The 21,200-nt window shown below is 71.6% G+C and carries 16 protein-coding genes; 5 read left to right on the top strand and 11 right to left on the bottom strand.

Annotated features, from left to right (window positions below; genetic code table 11):
• Window positions 1–488 precede the first annotated feature (488 nt).
• The 3 genes from DCW30_RS12720 (at window position 489) to DCW30_RS36670 (ending at window position 3,252) form a co-directional block, all read left to right on the top strand.
• Window positions 489–1,106: a DUF6230 family protein gene (locus DCW30_RS12720; RefSeq protein WP_062774140.1), complete on the top strand. Its 618-nt coding sequence runs from the start codon at window positions 489–491 to the stop codon at window positions 1,104–1,106.
• Window positions 1,107–1,262: 156 nt separating this feature from the next.
• Window positions 1,263–1,832: a DUF6114 domain-containing protein gene (locus DCW30_RS12715; protein ID WP_062774143.1), complete on the top strand. Its 570-nt coding sequence runs from the start codon at window positions 1,263–1,265 to the stop codon at window positions 1,830–1,832.
• Complete coding sequence (locus tag DCW30_RS36670) at window positions 1,822–3,252, top strand: putative sodium/potassium/calcium exchanger (RefSeq protein WP_076684424.1); 1,431 nt, start codon at window positions 1,822–1,824, stop codon at window positions 3,250–3,252. The genes DCW30_RS12715 and DCW30_RS36670 overlap by 11 nt, the downstream gene beginning before the upstream one ends.
• A gap of 87 nt (window positions 3,253–3,339) precedes the next feature.
• Here the strand turns inward: DCW30_RS36670 and pyk are convergent, their stop codons facing one another.
• The 3 genes from pyk to pta form a co-directional block, all read right to left on the bottom strand.
• On the bottom strand, window positions 3,340–4,770 hold the full coding sequence (gene pyk / locus DCW30_RS12705) for a pyruvate kinase (protein ID WP_076684422.1): 1,431 nt from the start codon (window positions 4,768–4,770) through the stop codon (window positions 3,340–3,342).
• A gap of 111 nt (window positions 4,771–4,881) precedes the next feature.
• On the bottom strand, window positions 4,882–6,096 hold the full coding sequence (locus DCW30_RS12700) for an acetate kinase (protein WP_076684421.1): 1,215 nt from the start codon (window positions 6,094–6,096) through the stop codon (window positions 4,882–4,884).
• Between the two features lie 34 nt (window positions 6,097–6,130).
• Window positions 6,131–8,257 (bottom strand): phosphate acetyltransferase, encoded by a 2,127-nt coding sequence (gene pta, locus DCW30_RS12695; RefSeq protein WP_076684418.1) that lies wholly within the window; start codon window positions 8,255–8,257, stop codon window positions 6,131–6,133.
• 288 nt (window positions 8,258–8,545) lie between these two features.
• Here pta and DCW30_RS12690 point away from each other — a divergent pair, with 288 nt between their 5' ends.
• Entirely contained in the window at window positions 8,546–9,571 is a 1,026-nt protein-coding gene (locus DCW30_RS12690) for an ATP-dependent 6-phosphofructokinase (protein WP_062774156.1), read from the top strand.
• A 57-nt stretch (window positions 9,572–9,628) separates the two neighbouring features.
• On the opposite strand, the gene DCW30_RS12685 is transcribed toward DCW30_RS12690, so the two are convergent.
• From DCW30_RS12685 to DCW30_RS12655, 7 genes are all read right to left on the bottom strand, one after another.
• Window positions 9,629–10,369 (bottom strand): transcriptional regulator, encoded by a 741-nt coding sequence (locus tag DCW30_RS12685; protein WP_076684417.1) that lies wholly within the window; start codon window positions 10,367–10,369, stop codon window positions 9,629–9,631.
• A gap of 86 nt (window positions 10,370–10,455) precedes the next feature.
• On the bottom strand, window positions 10,456–12,687 hold the full coding sequence (locus DCW30_RS12680) for a protein kinase domain-containing protein (protein WP_123985596.1): 2,232 nt from the start codon (window positions 12,685–12,687) through the stop codon (window positions 10,456–10,458).
• A 40-nt stretch (window positions 12,688–12,727) separates the two neighbouring features.
• Window positions 12,728–13,600 carry a carbohydrate ABC transporter permease gene (locus DCW30_RS12675; protein ID WP_076684412.1) on the bottom strand — a complete coding sequence of 291 codons (873 nt, stop codon included), beginning with the start codon at window positions 13,598–13,600 and terminating at the stop codon, window positions 12,728–12,730.
• A complete protein-coding gene (locus DCW30_RS12670) occupies window positions 13,601–14,551 on the bottom strand; it encodes a carbohydrate ABC transporter permease (RefSeq protein ID WP_076684410.1) in 951 nt (316 codons plus the stop codon).
• A gap of 84 nt (window positions 14,552–14,635) precedes the next feature.
• On the bottom strand, window positions 14,636–15,997 hold the full coding sequence (locus DCW30_RS12665; RefSeq protein ID WP_076684407.1) for an extracellular solute-binding protein: 1,362 nt from the start codon (window positions 15,995–15,997) through the stop codon (window positions 14,636–14,638).
• A gap of 119 nt (window positions 15,998–16,116) precedes the next feature.
• Complete coding sequence (locus tag DCW30_RS12660) at window positions 16,117–16,800, bottom strand: response regulator (protein WP_062774169.1); 684 nt, start codon at window positions 16,798–16,800, stop codon at window positions 16,117–16,119.
• Window positions 16,797–18,656 carry a sensor histidine kinase gene (locus DCW30_RS12655; protein ID WP_079249996.1) on the bottom strand — a complete coding sequence of 620 codons (1,860 nt, stop codon included), beginning with the start codon at window positions 18,654–18,656 and terminating at the stop codon, window positions 16,797–16,799. Before DCW30_RS12655 ends, DCW30_RS12660 begins: the two co-directional genes overlap by 4 nt.
• A gap of 321 nt (window positions 18,657–18,977) precedes the next feature.
• Here DCW30_RS12655 and DCW30_RS12650 point away from each other — a divergent pair, with 321 nt between their 5' ends.
• Window positions 18,978–20,381: a cation:dicarboxylate symporter family transporter gene (locus tag DCW30_RS12650; protein WP_076684405.1), complete on the top strand. Its 1,404-nt coding sequence runs from the start codon at window positions 18,978–18,980 to the stop codon at window positions 20,379–20,381.
• 158 nt (window positions 20,382–20,539) lie between these two features.
• On the opposite strand, the gene DCW30_RS12645 is transcribed toward DCW30_RS12650, so the two are convergent.
• On the bottom strand, window positions 20,540–21,130 hold the full coding sequence (locus DCW30_RS12645; protein WP_232626841.1) for a TetR/AcrR family transcriptional regulator: 591 nt from the start codon (window positions 21,128–21,130) through the stop codon (window positions 20,540–20,542).
• Window positions 21,131–21,200: the final 70 nt, after the last annotated feature.

The following is a 21,200-nucleotide window of genomic DNA, read 5'->3' as shown; positions in this document are numbered from 1 at the left end:
GGGCGCTTTCACCCACGCCTGTCCCGTTTCGCTCCCACCACGTGAGACACCGTCCGTGGCCGACCGATACCGCGCGGTCGCGGGCCGGTTATCCGGCCGTTACCAGCGAGTAACGAACCCCCTTGTGCGGCAGCCGAGAATGCACCACGATCGGCGACGCTCGGTCCTGTGACCCGCAGCCTCGACAGCCACTCGGGGAGCGGGCTCCGAGGGTCCCCACCGAGCAGACCGGTGACGCCGTCGCCGGTCTGGACAGGGGGGTCTCTGCCGCCCCGGCAGGGCCTGTCCGTGAGGTTGTGCGTGATGCGTCAGGCGCGACCAGTGGTTGTCGCTCGGGGGTGATCGCCGGTGATGTGTGGTGCGGTAAGCGCCTCGAAACAGGCGCTCTCCTTCCCGAGGACGTAGCACTTCTCCCATCCCTGCCCGGCTGAGCCGCCCGAACGGGAGCAGTCAGGGCCGGAGATGTACGTCCGAGAAGGAGGAAAGTCATGGAGTCCGTGGCTCGTGGCGGAACCAGATGGAAGCGGTTCGCCGTGGTCATGGTGCCGAGCGTCGCGGCGACAGCCGCGATAGGCGTCGCCCTGTCCCAGGGTGCGCTCGCGGCATCGTTCAGTGTGTCCGGTCAGCAGTTCAAGGTGACTGCCAAGGAGCTCGACGGTACGGGATTCGTCCAGTACGGAGCGATGGACAGCGGCAAGTCGGGTAACCACCCGGTGGCCGTCGTCGGTCTCGAAGAGGCCACGATCACCAACCTCTGCCAGTCCGTGGTCGTGCCGGTCCCGGTCTTCGGCGATGTGTCGATGACCCTCAAGGCCGGCGGCAAGGGCAGCCCGAAGGTAGAGGCCAAGAAGCTCTACATCGACGCCGACGACCTGAAGGCCAACGCCACCTTCAACAAGGTGGACATCGGCGTCTCGATCGACAGGACCACCAAGGGACCGGGTCCGGCCGCGAACGACAAGTACGTGCCGGACTCGTTCGCACAGCAGGCCGAGTCGGTGAACTTCACCGATGTGAAGCAGCGCGCGTGGGCGACCACCGCCGGCACCTTCAAGCTGTCCGGCCTCGCGATGTCGGTCAAGAAGGGCAAGCACGAGTGCTACTAGGGCGATAGCCGCCCGGTAGGTCGTACGCAGTTCGGTACGCACTCGCTGCGATGAACGGCCGGGCGCGGGGGCGCGACGGCACTTGACGACAGCCGTCCCCGTGCCCGAATCCGCACGACACACAGAACCAACGCCATTCCCGAGGAGCTGTACGACATGAGCGCCGAAGCGCAAGTGGGACTGGGCGACAAGCTCGGCCGGATGCGCCGATCGTTCCGAGGGTGGCGCGGTCAGCGCCCGTTCTGGGGTGGTCTGCTGACGCTGCTCGGCGGCATCCCCATCATGTATTTCCCGTACGCGAACCTCACGCTCGGCACGATGACGATCCGGATGGCGACCACCGCCGGCGCCGGGTCGCTGATCATCGGTGTGCTGTTGGTCGTGCTCGGCCTGACCATGTGGTTCCAGCCGCACTCCCGGGTCTTCGCGGGCGTCGCGGCGATCCTGCTCGCCCTGGTGTCCCTCGTGGTGTCCAACTTCGGCGGCTTCGTCATCGGCTTCCTGCTCGCCCTGATCGGCGGCGCCCTCGGCGTCTCCTGGGCGCCCGCGAGGCCTGCCGGTGAACCCGCGAAGGGACGCGAGACCCAGGGGTCCGGCGACCCCGTGGACGACGGGGCGCCCGGGGCCCCCGCCGCGGCGGCCGCGGGTGGGGTGAGCGGCGCGCAGGACGATCTGTCAGGAACGAGCCCGACGAACGGGACGAACGGGAGGCACCGTGCCGGCTGACGAGGTGCACCACGAGAGCTCCGCGGGGGAGCCTCGTGCGAGAACCGGGCCGCGCCACGCGGCGCCCAAGAAGCCGCTGCTGACCCGCCTTCAGGTGCCCGCGGGCAAGGCGATAGCCATCGCGGCCATGCCGACCGCGGTCCTGATGGGCATGGGCCTGACCCCGACGCTCGCGCAGGCGAAGCCCGGGGTCCCCGAGAACCCCTTCCAGGACGGTCCCTGCGTCACCGCGCCCGACAAGGACGCGGAGGACGAGGCGGCCCAGGACGCCGGCGAGGCCCAGGACAAGGCCTCTCAGAAGGAGGCTCGGGACGCCGCCGGGCAGGACGCGGGGGACAAGGCGTCCGATGGGGACGAGGACGCGCGGGGTGACGACGCGCCGGGCGAGGGGACGCCCTCCGCGACCGCTTCGCCCTCCGCCGGGGATTCGGCCGGGGGCCAGGCCGACGAGGGCGAGGACGATGACGAGTCGGCCGCCGGACCGTCCGCCGGCGGGGCGGACGCGAAGGACGGGGCCGACGAGCCCGAGCCCGCGGAGACCAAGAACCCCTGGGACCCGCTGGGCCTCGGCGATGCCCTGAAGGACGCCTTCACGCCCGACGAGAAGGAGAAGGAGAAGCAGGAGGAGGAGCGGAAGGAGTCGGAGAAGCAGGCGCCCACGCCTTCCGACGCGGACCCCGATTCGGACTCCGATGCCGACTCCGGCTCCGGGAAGACCACGTCACCCGAGGACGAGCCCGAGGACAAGGCCGACGGGGCCGGGTCCGACGGGACCGGGGACAAGGTCACCGATCCGCTCGACGACGCGATCGGCAAGGCCGGGGACGGGCCGGAGAAGGACACGGACGCGGCCGGGGAGCAGGACGGGACCGCGGACGAGGACGGGACCGGGGCCGAGGACGGGGCCGAGGACCCGATGGCGCCGGATGCGAACGGCAAGAAGCCCTTCCCGTGCGTGGTCGAGAAGAAGGTCGAGGGCAAGGGCGAGCAGACGCCCGTCCCGATCCCGAACCAGCCGTGGCACCTGGAAGCCAGCTCGCTGACGCTCAAGGGCGCCGACTACCAGGGCGTCGTGAACCTGACGATGCCCGACGGCAGGACCAAGCAGGCCCTGAAGTACGTCGTGCAGAACACCGACATCGGCGACCTGCACCAGATCGTCGAGGGGCCGGGCGGCAAGAAGTACCACGTCGAGGCGGCCAAGGGCTCCACGTCCACCATCAGGGGCGGGGAGACCACGATGTACACCGAGCGGATCTCGGGCAAGCTGTTCGGGCTCATCCCGATCACCTTCGACCCCGAGCACCCGCCGCCGCTCAACATTCCGCTGATCTACTTCACGGACGTCAAGGTGCAGCAGGCGGGCCAGTTCGGGGGGAACCTCACGATCCCCGGCCTGCACCAGTCGGTCACCGACTGACCCCCCGGCCACCGGGAGCCGCGAAAAGCGCCGAGGGCGCCCCTGGGACAGGGGCGCCCTCGGCGTTCGCACGGCGGTGTCGGCGGATCAGGCGTTGCCGTTGCCGCCCAGGTGGTGCACCCGCACCATGTTCGTGGTGCCGGGGACGCCGGGGGGCGAGCCCGCGGTGATGACGACCGTGTCGCCGTCGTTGAAGCGGTTGAGCTTGATCAGCTCGGCGTCGACCAGTTCGACCATGGCGTCGGTGTTGTCGACGTGCGGCACGACGTAGGTGTCCACACCCCAGCTCAGCGTGAGCTGGTTGCGGGTCGACTCGTCGGTGGTGAAGGCCAGGATCTGCTGGGCCGCGCGGTAGCGGGACAGGCGGCGGGCCGTGTCACCGGACTTGGTGAAGGCGACCAGGGCCTTGCCGCCCAGGAAGTCGGCGATCTCGGCGGCGGCACGGGCCACGGAACCGCCCTGCGTCCGCGGCTTCTTGCCGGGCACGAGCGGCTGCAGGCCCTTGGAGAGCAGCTCCTCCTCGGCCGCCGCGACGATCTTCGACATCGTCTTGACGGTCTCGATCGGGTAGACGCCGACACTGGACTCGGCCGACAGCATGACCGCGTCCGCGCCGTCCAGGATCGCGTTGGCGACGTCGGAGGCCTCGGCGCGCGTGGGGCGCGAGTTGGTGATCATCGACTCCATCATCTGGGTCGCGACGATCACCGGCTTGGCGTTGCGGCGGCACATCTCCACGAGGCGCTTCTGCACCATCGGGACCTTTTCGAGCGGGTACTCGACGGCGAGGTCGCCGCGGGCCACCATCACGGCGTCGAACGCCGCGACGACGCCCTCCATGTTGGCGACGGCCTGCGGCTTCTCCACCTTGGCGATGACGGGGACCCGGCGGCCCTCCTCGTCCATCACCTTGTGGACGTCCTTGATGTCGCCCGCGTCGCGCACGAAGGACAGGGCGACCATGTCGCAGCCCATCTTCAGGGCGAAGCGGAGATCCTCGATGTCCTTCTCGGACAGCGCGGGCACGTTCACGGCCGCGCCGGGCAGGTTGATGCCCTTGTGGTCGGAGATGACGCCGCCCTCGACGACGATCGTCTTCACGCGCGGTCCGTCGACCTCGACGACGCGCAGCTCGACGTTGCCGTCGTTGATCAGGACCTGGTCGCCCTTGGAGACGTCGCCGGGCAGGCCCTTGTAGGTGGTGCCGCAGATCGACTTGTCACCGGGCACGTCCTCGGTGGTGATGGTGAACTCGTCACCCCGCACCAGCTCGACGGGGCCCTCGGCGAAGGTCTCCAGGCGGATCTTCGGGCCCTGCAGGTCGGCGAGGACGCCGACGGCACGGCCGGTCTTCGCGGCGGCCGAGCGGACGCGGTCGTACCGCCCCTGGTGCTCGGCGTGCGTGCCGTGGCTGAAGTTGAAGCGGGCCACGTTCATGCCGGCCTCGATCAGCGAGACGAGCTGATCTTCGGAGTCGACGGCTGGGCCCAGCGTGCAGACGATTTTGGAACGGCGCATGGGGCGATCCTATCGGTTTGTTTCGCTACGGAATATTCCGTCTGGTGGAATCTACAAATGGGCGGAAGTGCGCTCAGTCGTTGCGGTCCCGGCCGATTTCCCGATTCACGCTTATGCCGGGTCACTGACCAGGGCGTAAGTCTGGTTCGCGATCTCCAGTTCCTCGTCCGTGGGGACGACGGCGACGGCCACGCGCGCGTATTCCGGCGATATCAGCCGGGCTTCGTCGGATCGTACGGAATTGAGTTCACCGTCCACCGCGAGACCCAGCTCCTCCAGGCCCGCCACGGCCGCCTCGCGCACCGGCGCCGCGTTCTCGCCGACGCCCGCGGTGAACACGACGGCGTCCACCCGGCCGAGCACGGCGTAATAGGCGCCGATGTACTTCTTCAGGCGGTGGATGTAGATGTCGAAGGCGAGCGCGGCCCGCTCGTCGCCCTCGTCGATCCGCCGCCGGATTTCCCGCATGTCGTTGTCGCCGCAGAGCCCGACGAGGCCGCTCTTCTTGTTCAGCAGGTCGTCGATCTCGTCGATGCCCATTTCGCCCACCCGGACCAGGTGGAAGATGACCGCCGGGTCCATGTCGCCGGAACGGGTGCCCATCACGAGCCCTTCGAGCGGGGTGAGCCCCATGGAGGTGTCCACGCAACGACCGCCCCGCACGGCCGACGCGGAGGCGCCGTTGCCCAGGTGCAGCACGATCACGTTGACGTCCTCGGGGGCCTTGCCGAGCAGCTCGGCGGTGGCGCGCGAGACGTAGGCGTGGGAGGTGCCGTGGAAGCCGTAGCGGCGCACGCGGTGCTGGTCGGCGGTGGCCACGTCCATCGCGTAGCGCGCGGCGGACTCCGGCATCGTCGTGTGGAAGGCGGTGTCGAAGACGGCGACCTGCGGCAGGTCCGGGCGGAGCGCCTGGGCGGTGCGGATGCCGGTGATGTTCGCCGGGTTGTGCAGCGGGGCGACCGGCACCAGGCGCTGGATCTCCTTCAGCACCTCGTCCGTCACCACGGTCGGCTCGGTGAACTTCAGGCCCCCGTGCACCACCCGGTGGCCGATCGCGGCCAGCTCGGGGGAGTCCAGGCCAAGGCCGTCGGCGGACAGCTCCTCGGCGACGGCCCGCAGCGCGGCGTCGTGGTCGGCCATCGGCTCCTCGCGCTCACGGGCCTCCGTGCCGCCACCGGTCAGCGGCGTGTGCTTGAGCCGTGAGCCCGCCTCGCCGATCCGCTCGACCAGACCGACGGCGAGCCGCGAGCGGTCGCGCATGTCGAGCAGCTGGTACTTCACCGACGAGGAGCCGGAGTTGAGGACGAGTACACGGGTCGCGGTCACTGATGCGCGCTTTCTGTCGAGGTCGGGGTCGGGGTCAGCCGGTGGCCGGGAGCTGGGTCCGGGCCTGGGCCTGGGCCTGGATCGCCGTGATGGCGACGGTGTTGACGATGTCCTGGACGAGCGCGCCCCGGGACAGGTCGTTCACCGGCTTGCGCAGGCCCTGGAGGACCGGGCCGACGGCGATGGCGCCGGCCGAGCGCTGCACGGCCTTGTAGGTGTTGTTGCCGGTGTTCAGGTCGGGGAAGATCAGCACGCTGGCCTGGCCCGCGACGTCGGAACCCGGCAGCTTCGTGGCGGCGACCGAGGGCTCCACGGCGGCGTCGTACTGGATCGGCCCCTCCACCTTCAGGTCACCGCGGCCCGCGCGCACCAGCTCGGTGGCCCGGCGCACCTTGTCGACGTCCGCGCCCGAACCCGACGTGCCCGTCGAGTACGAGAGCATCGCGATCCGCGGGTCCACACCGAACTGCTCGGCAGTGGCCGCGGCCTGCACGGCGATGTCGGCCAGCTGCTCCGCGTTCGGGTCGGGGTTCACGGCGCAGTCCCCGTACACGAGCACCTTGTCGGACAGGCACATGAAGAAGACGGACGAGACGATCGAGGCTCCCCCTGGGGCTCCGCCCCGGGAGGTGCCCCCAGGCTTGGTCTTGATGATCTCGAAGGCGGGCCGGATCGTCGCGGCCGTGGAGTGCACCGAGCCGGAGACCATGCCGTCGGCGAGGCCCTCCTCGACCATCAGCGTGCCGAAGTAGTTCACGTCGGCCACCACGTCGTGGGCCAGCTCGACGGTGACGCCCTTGTGGGCGCGCAGCTCGGCGTACTTCGCGGCGAAACGATCCCGCAGCTCGGAGGTCTGCGGGTCGATCAGCTCGGAGTCGGCGAGGTCCACGCCGAGGTCGGCGGCCTTCTTGCGGATCTGCTCGACCGGGCCGAGCAGCGTCAGGTCGCAGACGCCCCGGCGCAGCAGGACGTCGGCGGCGCGCAGCACCCGCTCCTCGCCGCCCTCGGGCAGCACGACGCGACGGCGGTCGGAGCGGGCCCGCTCCAGGAGCTTGTGCTCGAACATCATCGGCGTGAGGCGGTCGCTGCTGGGCGCCGAGACCCGCTTCAGCAGGTCCGCGGTGTCGACGTGGCGCTCGAAGAGGCCGAGGGCGGTCTCCGCCTTGCGGGGCGTCGCCGCGTTCAGCTTGCCCTCGAGGGCGAACAGCTCGCCCGCCGTGGGGAAGGAGCCGCCGGAGACGGCGATGACCGGGGTGCCGGGCGCGAGGCGGTCGGCGAGGGTGAGGATCTCCCGGCCCGGCTGTTCGTCCAGGGTCAGCAGGACGCCCGCGATGGGCGGCGTGCCGGCGCTGTGCGCGGCGAGCGAGCCCACCACGAGGTCGGCGCGGTCGCCGGGGGTGACGACGAGGCAGCCGGGGGTCAGGGCCTTCAGGAACGTCGGCAGCATGGCGCCGCCGAAGACGAAGTCGAGGGCGTCACGGGCGAGCCCGGAGTCGTCGCCGAGCAGGACGCGGCCGCCGAGCGCGTGGGCGATCTGCGCGACCGTCGGCGCCGAGAGCGCGGCCTCGTCGGGAAGGACGTGGCTGGGCACGGGCAGGTCGGCGGCGAGCAGGTCGCGGATCTCGTCGCGGTCGGCGGGGGCGACCCGGTTGGTGATCATCGCGATGATGTCGCAGCCGAGGCTCTCGTACGCGCGGTGGGCGTTGCGCGTCTCGGCGCGCACCGACTCCACGGTCTGCTTCCTGCCGCCGACCACGGGGATCACCGAGGCGCCGAACTCGTTCGCGAGCCGGGCGTTGAGCGCGAGCTCGTCGGGCAGCTGGGTGTCGGCGAAGTCGGTGCCGAGGACGAGCACCACCTCGTACTCCCCGGCCACCGCGTGGAAGCGGTCGACGAGCCGGGAGACGAGTTCGTCGGTGCCCTGCTCGGCCTGGAGCGCGGACGCCTCGTGGTAGTCCATGCCGTACACCGACGCGGCGTCCTGCGAGAGCCGGTAGCGGGCCCGCAGCAGCTCGAAGAGGCGGTCGGGGCCGTCGTGGACGAGGGGGCGGAAGACGCCGACCCGGTCGACCTGGCGCGTCAGGAGCTCCATGACTCCCAGTTCGACGACCTGGCGGCCGTCGCCGCGGTCGATCCCCGTCACGTACACGCTGCGCGTCACGCGTGCTCTCCCCTTCTTCGCTGCCCTCTGGAGGTGCCCGGCCCGCCCGCGGGGCGCCCGGTGCGGACCACCGAGCGAGCTGGACAAATTACCCGATATCGCGGCTGTGCCCTCTTGACAATACCTCTGCGGCTGACTAGGCCGCCTGACGGACGGGTGCCCTGGCGGAAGGGCTCCATCCCTGTCGCACGAACATCCCTCACACACATGTGAGCGGCGTCCCCCCTCCGGCCGTGGAACAATCGGACCGGCTCACAAGTACCAGCAGCGAGCAGGAGACACAGCGCGATGCGTATCGGAATTCTCACCGCGGGCGGCGACTGCCCCGGCCTCAACGCAGTGATCCGGTCGGTCGTGCACCGCGCCGTCACGAACTACGGCGACGAGGTCATCGGCTTCGAGGACGGCTACGCGGGCCTGCTCGACGGACGCTACCGCGCCCTCGACCTGAACGCGGTCAGCGGCATCCTCGCCCGGGGCGGCACGATCCTCGGCTCGTCGCGCCTGGAGCGCGGCCGGTTCCGCGCGGCCTGCGACAACGCCAAGGACCTCATCGAGCGCAGCGGCTTCGACGCGCTCATCCCGATCGGCGGAGAGGGCACGCTCACCGCGGCGCGCATGCTCTCCGACGCGGGCGTGCCGGTGGTCGGCGTCCCGAAGACCATCGACAACGACATCTCCTCCACGGACCGCACCTTCGGCTTCGACACGGCCGTCGGCGTCGCCACGGAGGCCATGGACCGCCTCAAGACCACCGCCGAGTCCCACCAGCGCGTGATGGTCGTCGAGGTCATGGGCCGGCACGCCGGCTGGATCGCCCTGGAGTCCGGCATGGCGGGCGGCGCCCACGGCATCTGCCTGCCCGAGCGGCCCTTCGACCCCGCCGACCTGGTCAAGCTGGTCGAGGAGCGGTTCTCGCGCGGCAAGAAGTTCGCGGTGATCTGCGTGGCCGAGGGCGCGCACCCCCAGGAGGGCACCATGAACTACGGCGTGGGCGCGATCGACCAGTTCGGCCACGAGCGGTTCCAGGGCATCGGCACCGCCCTCGCCTACGAGCTGGAGAGCCGCCTCGGCAAGGAGGCCAAGCCGGTCATCCTCGGCCACGTCCAGCGCGGCGGCACCCCCACCGCGTACGACCGGGTCCTCGCGACGCGCTTCGGCTGGCACGCGGTGGAGGCCGTGCACCGCGGGGAGTACGGCAAGATGACGGCGCTGCGCGGCACGGACATCACGATGGTGCCGCTCGCGGAGGCGGTCACGGAGCTGAAGCGGGTGCCGAAGAACCGGATGGACGAGGCGGAGTCGGTCTTCTAGCCCCAGGCCCGTCCGTCCCCCTGTTCCGTCCGCCCTCCGGGGCCGCGTCCCGTCCGCCTACCAGGACTGCGCCCCGTCCTTCCGGGAGTCTGTCCCGTCCGTCGGGACGAGACCCCAGAAGTGTTCGAGGACGCGCTCCAGATAGTCCCGCCCGGCCTCGCCGGAGGCGTCGGGACCCGGCCCCGAGCCCCAGTTCAGGGTCCGTGCCATGCGCGCCTGGTAGTCCTCGTGCATCTGCCGCAGCGCCTTCTCCACCTGCCGCTTCTCCACGGGCAACAGCTTGGTCACGGGACGCACGTACCCCTGCCAGCGGGTGGTGACGGCGCTGCGCAGCAGTTCGGCCAGCGGCGCGGCCCGCCCGGTGACCTCGACGAAGTCGGGTGCGGCCAGCCGCAGGGCGCGGGCCAGGGCCTGGGACTGCCGTTCGTTGCCGCGCCAGGTGTTGGTCTCCTCCATCCGCAGATACGCCTGGAGTTCGACCCCTGCCTGCCGGGCGACGTCGTCCGGGGCGAGCCCGCGCGCGACCCGGTGCTCCCGCAGGGTGCTCGCGGCGCTCATGAGGTCGCCGGGGGAGCACCAGAGCGTGGCCGCCAGCGCCGTCAGCTCGGCCGCGCTGGGCGCCAGCAGCCCGCGCTCCCAGGAGGCGACGGTGTCGGCGGTGACGTAGGTGAGTCCGTACCCCGCCCGCAGTCCGTAGGCGACGTGCCCGTGGGCCATGCCCAGCGCCTCGCGCAGACGGCGGGCGGCCGGGAAGTCGAAGGGCGGAGTGGGCGGCTGCGGCGGTCGGCTCGATTGCACGGGCACACGGTAAGCGGCGGGAGGGCCGGCGACTACGGTGCGTTCCTACGAGGTTGCGGATTGGTGCGAAGGTACGGGCCCCTCGGCTACCGCTCGAACCCCTTCTCCACCTTCCCGATCTCGGTCCAGGTCCCCTTCTCGCGGCGGTCGAACCACACGGGCCAGTCCCGCGCCGAACGCCTCTTCTCGAAGGAGACCTGGTGGAGGGCGCCGTTCACGGAGACCTTCTGGATCTCGCGGTCCAGGATGTGCCGCAGCGACGCGGCCGACGCGCCGTCGGGGAGCTTCCCGAGGGCGGTCGCCAGGGCCGCCGCGCCGTCGTAGAGCTCCTGGTTGCCGCGGGCGGGGAGGTTGTCGTCGGGCCCGCCGGAGTAGTTGCGCGTACGCAGGACGCCGGCCGGGAGGCCCTTGTCCCGTGCCGCGTCCCTCGCGCGCTCCGCGGAGTCGGCGCAGGGGCCCTCCGGGTCGCTCCGGGTGAGCACAGGGCCGTCGAAGCCGTCCGCCCGCAGCTTCTCCGTCCACTTCCGCGCCGGCTCGCCGAACGGCACCACCAGCGCGTCGGCCCGCGCCGCCTCGACCAGCGCGGGCATCCGCGCCGCCGTGACCTCGTGCGGCTCGCCGTCCAGCGCCCGCGCGGTGACGCCGCCCTCGCGCAGACCCGTCGCGATGCCGTCCGGCCGGTCCGCCCAGAGTCTGTCCTCGACGACGAGCACCCGGCGCGCCCCGGTCTCCGAGCGGAGGTAGCGGGCCATCGCCTCGCCCTGGCGCGCCTCGTCCGCCGGGATCGCGAACGCGCCGTCGGCGTGGGCGTACTCCGCGCACGTGCTGATCTCCGGCAGGAACGCCTCGTCCGTGTCGTGCACCCAGGAGAAGTCGGCCGTGTCGCCGATGACCGCCAGCATGTCCGGGTGCTCGGCCAGCAGTTCGCGGGAGCTGACGTCCGGGTCGGCCGACACCGGGACGAGGCGGAAGCGGTCCCCGGCGCCGGCGCCCAGCGTCTCCTTGAACGCGGACTCGACGGTGCGGCGCTGCTGCGTCGTGAACTGCGCGCGCTCCGACCGCTCGTACGTGCCGTCGCCCTCACCGCCGCCCACGTGGCGGTAGCTGTGGGCGACGCCGATCTCGTGGACGGCCTTCGCCCGCGTGGCCCCGGCCGGGGAGTCCGACGCGCCGTCCGGCGCGGCCAGGGCGCGTATGCCGAGGCCCGCGGGGACGCCGACGGCGAGGATCAGGGCCGCGGGCAGCAGCAGACGCCTGGGGCCGCGCCGGGGCCCGGCTGCCGGGCGGGTGTCCGCCTTCGCGACAGGGGCCGCCGCCGGGAGGCCGGGCACGTCTTCCACGCGCACCGCCGCCGGGCGGGCGCCGGACGGAACGGCGTCCGCGGGCGTGGCGGGGGAGGCCGGCGGGACGGCGTCGGAAGGCTCCGGGGTCTCGTCGAGCGGCGCCGGGCCGTGCCCCGCGTCCGGCGCCGGGTCATGTCCCGCGGTCGCCGCCTCGATCCGCTCCAGGACCGCCGCCGCGTCCGCCGGACGGTCCGCGGGGTCCTTGGCCAGCAGGTCGAGGACCAGGCGCTCCACCGGCCGCGTCACCTCGGGGCGGGCCGCGCTCGGGCGCAGGGGCGCGTCGTGGACGTGGTGGTACATCACGCCTGCCGCGGAGCCCGTGAACGGCGGTCGGCCGACGAGGAGTTCGTACAGCACGCAGCCGAGCGCGTACAGGTCGGTGCGGCCGTCGCCCGGCTCCTGGCGGAACCGCTCCGGCGCGAGGTACGGCACGCTGCCGAACGGCAGCTGCCCCGTCCGCGTGAGCCGCGAGCCGTCCGCCACGCCCTCCAGGAACACCGCGATGCCGAAGTCCACGACCTTCGCCGTGCCGTCCGGCGCGATCATCACGTTGCCCGGCTTGATGTCGCGGTGCACGATGCCCGCCGAGTGCGCTGCCCGCAGGGCGCGGCAGACGTCCGCCGCCCAGCGCAGCGCGTCCGCCACCGGCACGCGCACGTCCTCGCGCAGGACGCGGTCGAGCGAGCGGCCCGGCACCAGGGCCATCACCAGGTACGGGGTGCCGCCGTCCTCACCGTGGTCGTGGACGGCGACGATGTAGGGGCTGTCGAGCGAGGCCGCGGCGCGCGCCTCCTGCCGGAAGCGGGCCAGGAGCTGCCGCTGCTCGTCCTCGTCCGCCGCGTCCGACGGGACGAAGACCTTCACGGCCACCTCGCGGCCGAGGCTCCGGTCCCTGGCCCGCCACACCTGGCCCATGCCGCCCGCGCCGATCGGCGCGAGCAACTCATAGCGCCCGCTCAGCAATCGCCCCCGCACGGCGTTCCCCCTTCGACGCCAGTGATCCTAACGGCGGGCCTCAGCCCTTCACCGCGCCGCCGAGTGCGAAGCCGCCGCCCAGACGGCGCGAGATCAGGACGTACAGGAGGATCACCGGCGTCGAGTAGAGGAGGGAGAACGCGGCGAGCTGGCCGTAGACCACGGTGCCCTTGTTGCCGAAGAAGTCGTTGATGCTGACCGACGCCGGCATCTGCTCCGGGGTGAGCAGGAGCATGAAGGGGACGAAGAAGTTGCCCCACATCATGACGAAGGAGAAGACGGTCACCACCGCCACTCCGGGGCCCATCAGCGGCAGGACGATCCGCAGCAGGGACTGGAAGGACGACGCGCCGTCCGTCCACGCCGCCTCCTCCAGCTCCTTCGGCACGCCGTCCATGAAGTTCTTCATCAGCCAGATGGCGAAGGGGAGCTGGGACGCGGCGAAGAAGAAGATCGTGCCCTGCATGGTGTCGATCAGGTCGACCTGCACGAACAGGGCGTACACCGGCACCATGATCGCCGTGATCGGCAGGCTCGTCGCGAAGAGGATCGTCAGCATGAAGGGGCGGTTGAGGCGGGACCGGTAGCGGGAGAGGGGGTAGGCGGCGAGGGCCGAGCAGACCACCGTGAGCAGGGTGCCGCCGCCGCACAGCAGGAAGCTGTTCAGGAGCGGGGTGAAGGTGATCTCCGGGGTGAGGACCTTGTCGTAGTTGTCCAGGGTCAGGCTGTCCGGGAGCCGTACCCGCAGGTCCGCCTTCGGGTCGACGGAGGACAGGACGACCCAGGCGAGGGGCAGCACGAACGCGGCCGCCACGACGAGGAGGCCCGCGTCGGCCGCGAGGCGGTGCTTCCTGCGGCGCGAGCGCGGGGTGCGCGGAGCCCTGGCGCCGCCGGCGCTCTTGGTGACGGGCACTCAGACCTCCGTACGCAGCAGGCGCATGTAGACGAGGGAGAACAGCGAGCCGACCACGAGGAGGAGCAGGGCCACGGCGGTGCCGTAGCCGATCATGCTCTTCTGGAAGGCCTGCTCGTACATGAACAGCGGCAGCGTCTGGCTGCGGTTGCCGGGGCCGCCGCGCGTCATCACCCAGATCAGGCCGAAGACGGAGAGCGTCTGGAGGGTGTTGAGCATGAGGTTCGTGCCGATCGAGCGGCGGATCATCGGCAGCGTGATGTGCCACATGCGGCGCCAGCCGCCCGCGCCGTCGACCTCCGCGGCCTCGGTGATCTCCTTGGGGATCTCGTTGAGGGCCGCGGAGTAGACCAGCATCGAGAAGGCCGTGCCCCGCCAGACGTTGGCGAACGAGACCGCCAGGATCGGCAGCGTGAACATCCAGTTCTGGGACGGCAGGTGGAGGAAGTCCAGGACCGCGTTCAACGTGCCCTCGCGGCGGAAGAACGCGTACAGGAGGAAGCCCGCGACCACCTCCGGCAGGACCCACGCCGTGATGACGACGGCCCCCGTCACCGTGCGCACCGGCTTCGACGCGCGCCGCATGAGCGAGGCGAGGGCGAGACCGAGGGTGTTCTGGCCGATCAGCGAGGACAGGACGGTGAAGACGAGGGTGAGCCAGACGGCGTTGAGGAACCGCTCGTCGCCGAACGCCTCACGGAAGTTGTCGAATCCGATGAAGCTGGACTCGGCCTGGCCGGTCAACTGGAGGTCGGTGAAGGCGATGTACGCGCAGTAGCCGATCGGCCCGGCCATGAACAGCGCCAGGAGGACGACGGCGGGAGAGACCGGCAGGGCCCTGAGCAGGCCCCGCCGGGCGCGGGGAGCCGAGCGGCGGGCGGGCGGCGGGAGGTCGGGGCCCCGTGGCGTCTTGACGACGCCACCCGGGCCCGCGGGGGGTGCGGTGGTCACGTACGGGCACTCGCTCTCTGGTACCGGCACTCATCGGCATGGGGGCGCGCCCACCGGGCGGCGCGCTGCGGGCCGGGCGGGGTGCTACTTCTCGATGACCTCGCCGTCCGTCGCCGACTCGACCTCCTCGTCGTAGCCGCGCGCCGCGTCCGCCACCGAGGCGTCGCCGGTCGTCACCGACTCCATCGCCTCCTGGATGGCGGTGGAGACCTTCGGGTACGCGGGATACGCCGGCCGGTAGTGGGTCGAGGCGACCAGGTCGGTGAAGAACTCGATGCCGGGCTGCGCCTTCACGTACGAGGGGTCGGCCGCGACGTCCTCGCGGACCGCGATGCCGGAGTTGGCCACGTACCACTTCTTGGCGTTGGCCTTCGTCTGCATCGTCTCGATGAACGTGAAGGCCAGGTCGGGGTTGTCCGCCTTGGAGGGGATCGCCCAGGTCCAGCCGCCGGACATGCTCACCTTGCCGGGGGCCTGGCCGGCTTGCGTCGGCATGTGCGCGAGGCCCAGCTTCTTCGACCACTCGGGCCACTCGTGGCCCGCGCCCTCGCCCCAGTCCTGCGGCAGCCAGGAGCCGTCGAGATTGATGCCGAGCTTGTCCTCGGGCAGCAGTTCACCGCGGACGCGGGTGGGGAAGTTGGGGTCGAGGGCGTCGGAGACGTCGGGGCCGAGCTTCTCCTTGAAGACGGTCTCCACGAAGGCGAGGGAGTCCTTGAAGCCCTTGCTGCCCGTGACCCACTTCTTCGCCTCCGGGTCGTACAGCGGGTCCTCGCCGGTGCCGTACGCCAGCATCTCGAAGCCCTGCATGGACGCGGCCTCGCCGACGGGCTTGCCGGTGTAGACGTTGAGGGGGGTGACTCCGGGGACCTTCTTCTTGATGGTGCGGGCCGCGTCGAGGATCTCGTCCCAGTTCTTCGGCTGCCAGTCCGCGGGGAGCCCCGCCTTCTCGAAGATGGACCTGCTGAACCACAGGCCGCGCGTGTCGGTGCCGTCGGGCACCCCGTACGTCTTCCCGTCCGCGGCCTTCGCCGCCGTCTTGGCCGTGTCGATGAACTGATCCCAGTCCTTCCACTTGGCGAGGTAGGGGTCGAGCGGTTTCAGGTAGCCGCTGGTGATGTCCGAGTTGATGAGGAACGTGTCCTCGTAGACCAGGTCCGGGGCGGTCTTGGGGGAGCGCAGCATCTGCTGGAGCTTGGTGTAGTACTCCGCGTCCGGCGCCTTGATCGGCACCAGTTTGACCTTCTTGCCGGGGTTGGCCTTCTCGAACTGCTTCTTGATGTCCGCGAGATAGGTGTCCATGACCCTGATCTCGTTGTCCGTGGACTGTTTGTACGAGATCTTCACGGTGTCGGGGTCGTCGCCGGAGCCACCGCCGCACGCGGAGAGGGCGCCGGCGGTGAGCAGGGTGGCGGCGGCGAGGAGCAGTGGGCGGTGGGTGGGGCGCACGGGCACGACCTCCTACGGGCCGACGCGGCCGGGTCGCCGCGCGGGACTCTGCCCGGTGAACGTAAGGGCGTGCTCCGAGCAAGGTCAATGCCTGTGCCGCCGCTTGGAGGCGCGCCGGTTCACTCCCCCGAGGGCAGCCAGCGGTACACCAGTTCGGGGCGTCCGACATGGCCGTACTGGGGGCTCCGGGCGGCGCGCGCGGTGTCGACCAGGTGCTCCAGGTAGCGGCGGGCGGTGATGCGGGAGAGCCCCGCCGTCTCGGCCGCAGCGGTGGCCGTCAGGCCCTCGGGAGCGTCGCGCAGGGTGCGGACGACGCGCTCCAGGGTGGGCCCGCTGAGCCCTTTCGGCAGGGCGGCGGGGCCGGGCGCGCGCAGCGTGGCGAGGGCGCGGTCCACCTCGTCCTGGCCGGTGGCCTCGCCCTCGGCGGCGGCCGTGCGGAACTCCGCGTACCGGGTGAGGCGGTCGCGGAGAGTGGCGAAGGTGAAGGGCTTCAGGACGTACTGGACGACGCCGAGCGACACGCCCTCGCGGACCACGGCGAGGTCGCGGGCCGACGTCACCGCGATGACATCCGTGGGGTGCCCGGTGGCGCGCAGCGAACGGGCGAGCTGGAGCCCGTGCCCGTCGGGGAGGTGCAGGTCGAGGAGGATCAGGTCCACCTGGGTGCGTTCGAGGGTGCGGCGGGCCTCGGCCGCGGAGTGGGCGGGCCGCTCGATGGCCTCGAAGCCGGGCACACGGTTGACGTAGAGGACGTGCGCGTCGGCGGCCACGGGGTCGTCCTCGACGACGAGCACGCGGATCACCGCGCACCTCCGCGGGCGCCGCTGCCGCCGGGCTTCGCGGCGGCCTCCGTGCCGGCCCGGCCTCCGGGCCGGTGGGCTCCGGGCTCCGGCCCGGATCTCTCCCCGTCGCCGTCGCGTGCTCCCATCGCTCCGTCTCCCTCCCGGTCTCCGCACCGTTCTCCGTACGGCTCTCCGTCGGTCTCCGCGGCTTCCGCCGCGTCGTCCCGGGGCCCGGCGGCCGGGCGGTGCCGGGCGGGGGTGGGCCCGGCGGGTGTCCGCAGGGTCACCTCGAACTCGGCTCCTCCCTCGGGCGACTCCCGCACCGCCAGGTCGCCGCCGTTCCTCGCCACCGTCTGGCGGACCAGGGCCAGGCCAAGGCCCCGGCCCGTCGCCGCCTTGGTGGACCAGCCGCGTTCGAAGACCGACTCCCGTTCGGCGGGGCGCACCCCGGGGCCCGTGTCGCCGACGCGCAGGAGGAGGCCGCGGCCGTCGGCGCGGGCCGTCACCGTGACGCGGGCCGACGGTGAGCCCTGGGCCGCGTCCACCGCGTTGTCGATGAGGTTGCCGAGGACGGTGACCAGGTCGCGGGCGGAGAGGCCCGCCGGGAGCATGCCGTCGTCGATGCTGCTGTCGTCGGAGACGACGAGTTCGACCCCGCGCTCGTTGGCCTGCGCGGCCTTGCCGAGGAGCAGCGCCGCGAGGACCGGTTCGCTCACCGCGGCCACCACCTGGTCGGTCAGCGCCTGCGCCAGTTCCAGTTCGGCGGTGGCGAAGTCGACGGCCTCGTCGGCGCGGCCCAGCTCGATCAGGGACACCACCGTGTGCAGCCGGTTGGCGGCCTCGTGGGCCTGCGAGCGCAGCGCCCGGGTGAAGCCCCGCTCCGAGTCCAGCTCGCCCGCCAGGGCCTGGAGCTCCGTGTGGTCACGGAGGGTGACCACCGTGCCCCGGCGTTCGCCGCCCGTCACGGGGGAGGTGTTGACGACGACCAGGCGGTCGGCGGTCAGATGCAGCTCGTCCACCCGCGGCTCGGAGGCCAGGAGCGCCCCCGTGAGCGGCACGGGCAGCCCCAGCTCGGCGACGTTGCGCCCGACGGGGTCGCCTCGGACGCCGAGCAGCTCCCGGCCGCCGTCGTTGATGAGGGCGACCCGCCGCTGCCCGTCCAGCATCAGCAGTCCCTCGCGCACCGCGTGCAGCACCGCCTCGTGGTAGTCGTGCATGCGGCTCAGCTCGGTGGCGTTCATGCCGTGGGTGCTGCGCCGCAGCCGGGCGTTGATGACGTACGTGCCGATGCCGCCGATGACGAGCGCCGCCGCCGCGACGCCGAGCAGCGCCAGGAGCTGGCCGCGCGCCTTGGCGGTGATCTCCTCGATGGTGATGCCGGCGCTGACGAGCCCGACGATCCGCCCCTCATCGGTGTCGCCCGCCCTGATCGGCGTGACCACCCGCACGGACGGGCCGAGCGTGCCGGTGTACGTCTCCGAGAACGTCTTCCCGCGCAGCGCGTCCGCCGTGTGGCCGAGGAAGCGCTCGCCGATGCGCCGCTCGTCGGGGTGGGTCCAGCGGATGCCCCGCGGGTCCATGATCGTGACGAAGTCGACGCCGGTGTGCCGCTGCACCCGGGCCGCGTACGGCTGGAGCCGCGCCGACGGGTCGTCGCCGGCGATGGCCTCCCGTACCGAGGGGGAGTCCGCGACCGCGCGGGCCGCCGCGGTGGCCTGGTTGCGCGCGCCCTCCTCGGCCTGGTGCTTGTCGCTCAGATACGTGAAGAGCGCGCACCCCGCGACCACGGCGGTCACCAGCACGATCTGCATGGCGAAGAGCTGGCCCGCCAGGCTGCGCGGAAGGCGGCTGCGGCCGGTCGGACGGGTGCGGGACATGGTGCAAGTCTGCCTCTTCGTACAAGTGATCGTATCGGCGCGGCGGCCCCGCGCGGCCGGCTCTCCGGTGCGGCCGGCGTACGCCCGGGCCCGAGGGGCCGGCGGTGCATCAGTGAACCGAGGGTCGTATAAGTGCGAACTAAATGAACGCAAGCGTGACCGGACACACAGGCCGGGAGATAGTCGCCGGGATCCCCGGGACACCGATGAGACATCGGTGAGGGCATCGCCGAGGTACACCGCCCCAGGACGTGAGCCGCACGCACCGCAGGCGCCACCAGGCACCACCAACGCCGACGTCGTCGTTCAAGGAGGGCCCCCGTGACCAGCACGGCCGACCCGCAGAAGGCACCCGCCGTCAAGCGGGACCGCACGCATTACCTCTACATCGCCGTCATCGGCGCCGTGCTGCTCGGCATCGCCGTCGGCTTCATCTGGCCGGACTTCGCCAAGGAGCTCAAGCCGGTCGGCACCGGCTTCGTGAACCTGATCAAGATGATGATCTCGCCGATCATCTTCTGCACGATCGTGCTCGGCGTCGGTTCGGTCCGCAAGGCCGCCAAGGTCGGCAAGGTCGGCGGGCTCGCGCTCGCCTACTTCATGGCGATGTCCGTCGTCGCGCTCGCCATCGGCCTGCTCGTCGGCAACATCCTGCACCCGGGTTCGGGCATGGACCTCACCGAGTCGGTGAAGGGCGCGGGCCACACGGCCGCCGACGAGGCGAACGAGGGCCTCGTCGACTTCGCGCTCGGCATCATCCCGAAGACGCTCGTCTCCGCCTTCACCGAGGGCGAGGTGCTCCAGACGCTCCTCGTGGCCCTGCTCGTGGGCTTCGCCCTCCAGGCCATGGGCCGCTCCGGCGAGCCCGTCCTGCGCGGCATCGAGCACATCCAGAAGCTGGTCTTCCGCGTACTCGGCATGATCATGTGGGCCGCCCCGATCGGCGCGTTCGGCGCGATGGCCGCCGTCATCGGCGAGACCGGCGTGGACGCCCTGAAGGCGCTCGCCACGATCATGATCGGGTTCTACGTCACCTGCGCGCTGTTCATCCTGGTCGTGCTCGGCACGCTGGTCAGGGTCATCACCGGGGTCAACCTCTTGAAGCTGCTCAAGTACCTGGGCCGTGAGTTCCTGCTGATCCTGTCCACCTCCTCGTCGGAGTCCGCGCTGCCGCGGCTCATCGCGAAGATGGAGCACCTCGGGGTCAGCCGTCCGGTCGTCGGCATCACCGTCCCGACCGGCTACTCGTTCAACCTCGACGGCACCATGATCTACCTGACCATGGCCTCGCTCTTCATCGCCGACGCCATGGGTCAGCCGCTCGGCATCGGCGAGCAGATCTCGCTGCTGCTCTTCATGATGATCGCGTCCAAGGGCGCGGCGGGCGTCTCCGGCTCGGGCATCGCGGTCCTCGCGAGCGGCCTGCAGTCCCACAAGCCCGCCCTCGTCGACGGTGTCGGCCTGATCATCGGCGTCGACCGCTTCATGAGCGAGGCCCGCGCCCTCACCAACTTCGCGGGCAACGCGGTGGCCACGCTGCTGATCGGCACCTGGACCAAGGAGGTCGACAAGGAGCGGGTCGCGGCGGTCCTCGCGGGCGAGCTGCCCTTCGACGAGCGGACGCTGATCGACGACGGACACGGCCCCGAGCCGGTGGCCGCGCAGCGGCCCGCCGCCGCGCCGGAGCCGCGGGGCGAGGGCGGCAAGGAGCCGGCGAAGGTGTAGCCGGCCCCGCATCCCCCGCGGGGCGCCGCCCGCGACGCAGCAGCCGATGTGCTGCCGTGTCGCGGGCGGCGCCCCGCTTTCGGTGTGTCCGGGCTTCGCGTGTGGGGGCTTCGTGTGTCCGGGGTCCGAGTGTCGGGCTTCGGGTGGCCGGGGGCGGGCTAGGTCAGCGCCGTGATGATCTCCCGCACCCGCGCCGCGGGGACGCCCGCCGAGAACAGGGCGGTCGACGCGGCGGCCCGGCCCGCGTCCGCGGGGGGAAGGAGACCGTCGTTGACGGCCTCCATCAGGCCGAAGAGCTGCTGCTCATGGACGTACGCGAGGGCGGCGGGCGGCAGCGACGAGGTGAACGACCCGTCGTCGAGGCCCTGCCGCAGCACGTTCACGCACTGCTCGCGCACCGGGGCGAGGCGCTGCCGGATGCCCTCCATCGCGACGCTGCGCTGCGCGAGGGCGACGAGCAGGCGGTAGCCGTCGGCGATCTCCCAGACGGCGACCATGGAGTGCGCGAGCGACTCGGCCGGGTCGTCCGACCGCGACCGCCCCGAGGCGTGGGCCGCGGCGACGTCCTCCACGGCGCCGTCGATGAGCGCGCCGATCAGCGCCTCCCTGCTGGGGAAGTGGCCGTACACGGTCCTGCGCACGACGCCCGCGGCCCGCGCGATCTGGTCCATCGACGCCTCCGGATCGCGGAGGAGCTCGGCGAGGGCGACCTCCAGGATGCGGCGGCGGTTGGCGTCGGCTCGGCTCATGGCCTCCATTCTGCACGCGGCTCGGGGCGGCCCGTCCCGTACCGATTTTGCACACTGGTGTGCAATGGCG

Source organism: Streptomyces alfalfae (assembly GCF_004127445.1).
Classification (GTDB): domain Bacteria; phylum Actinomycetota; class Actinomycetes; order Streptomycetales; family Streptomycetaceae; genus Streptomyces; species Streptomyces alfalfae.
The sequence above is the reverse complement of the archived record's forward strand: the minus strand, read 5'-3'. Positions and strand labels throughout refer to the sequence as shown.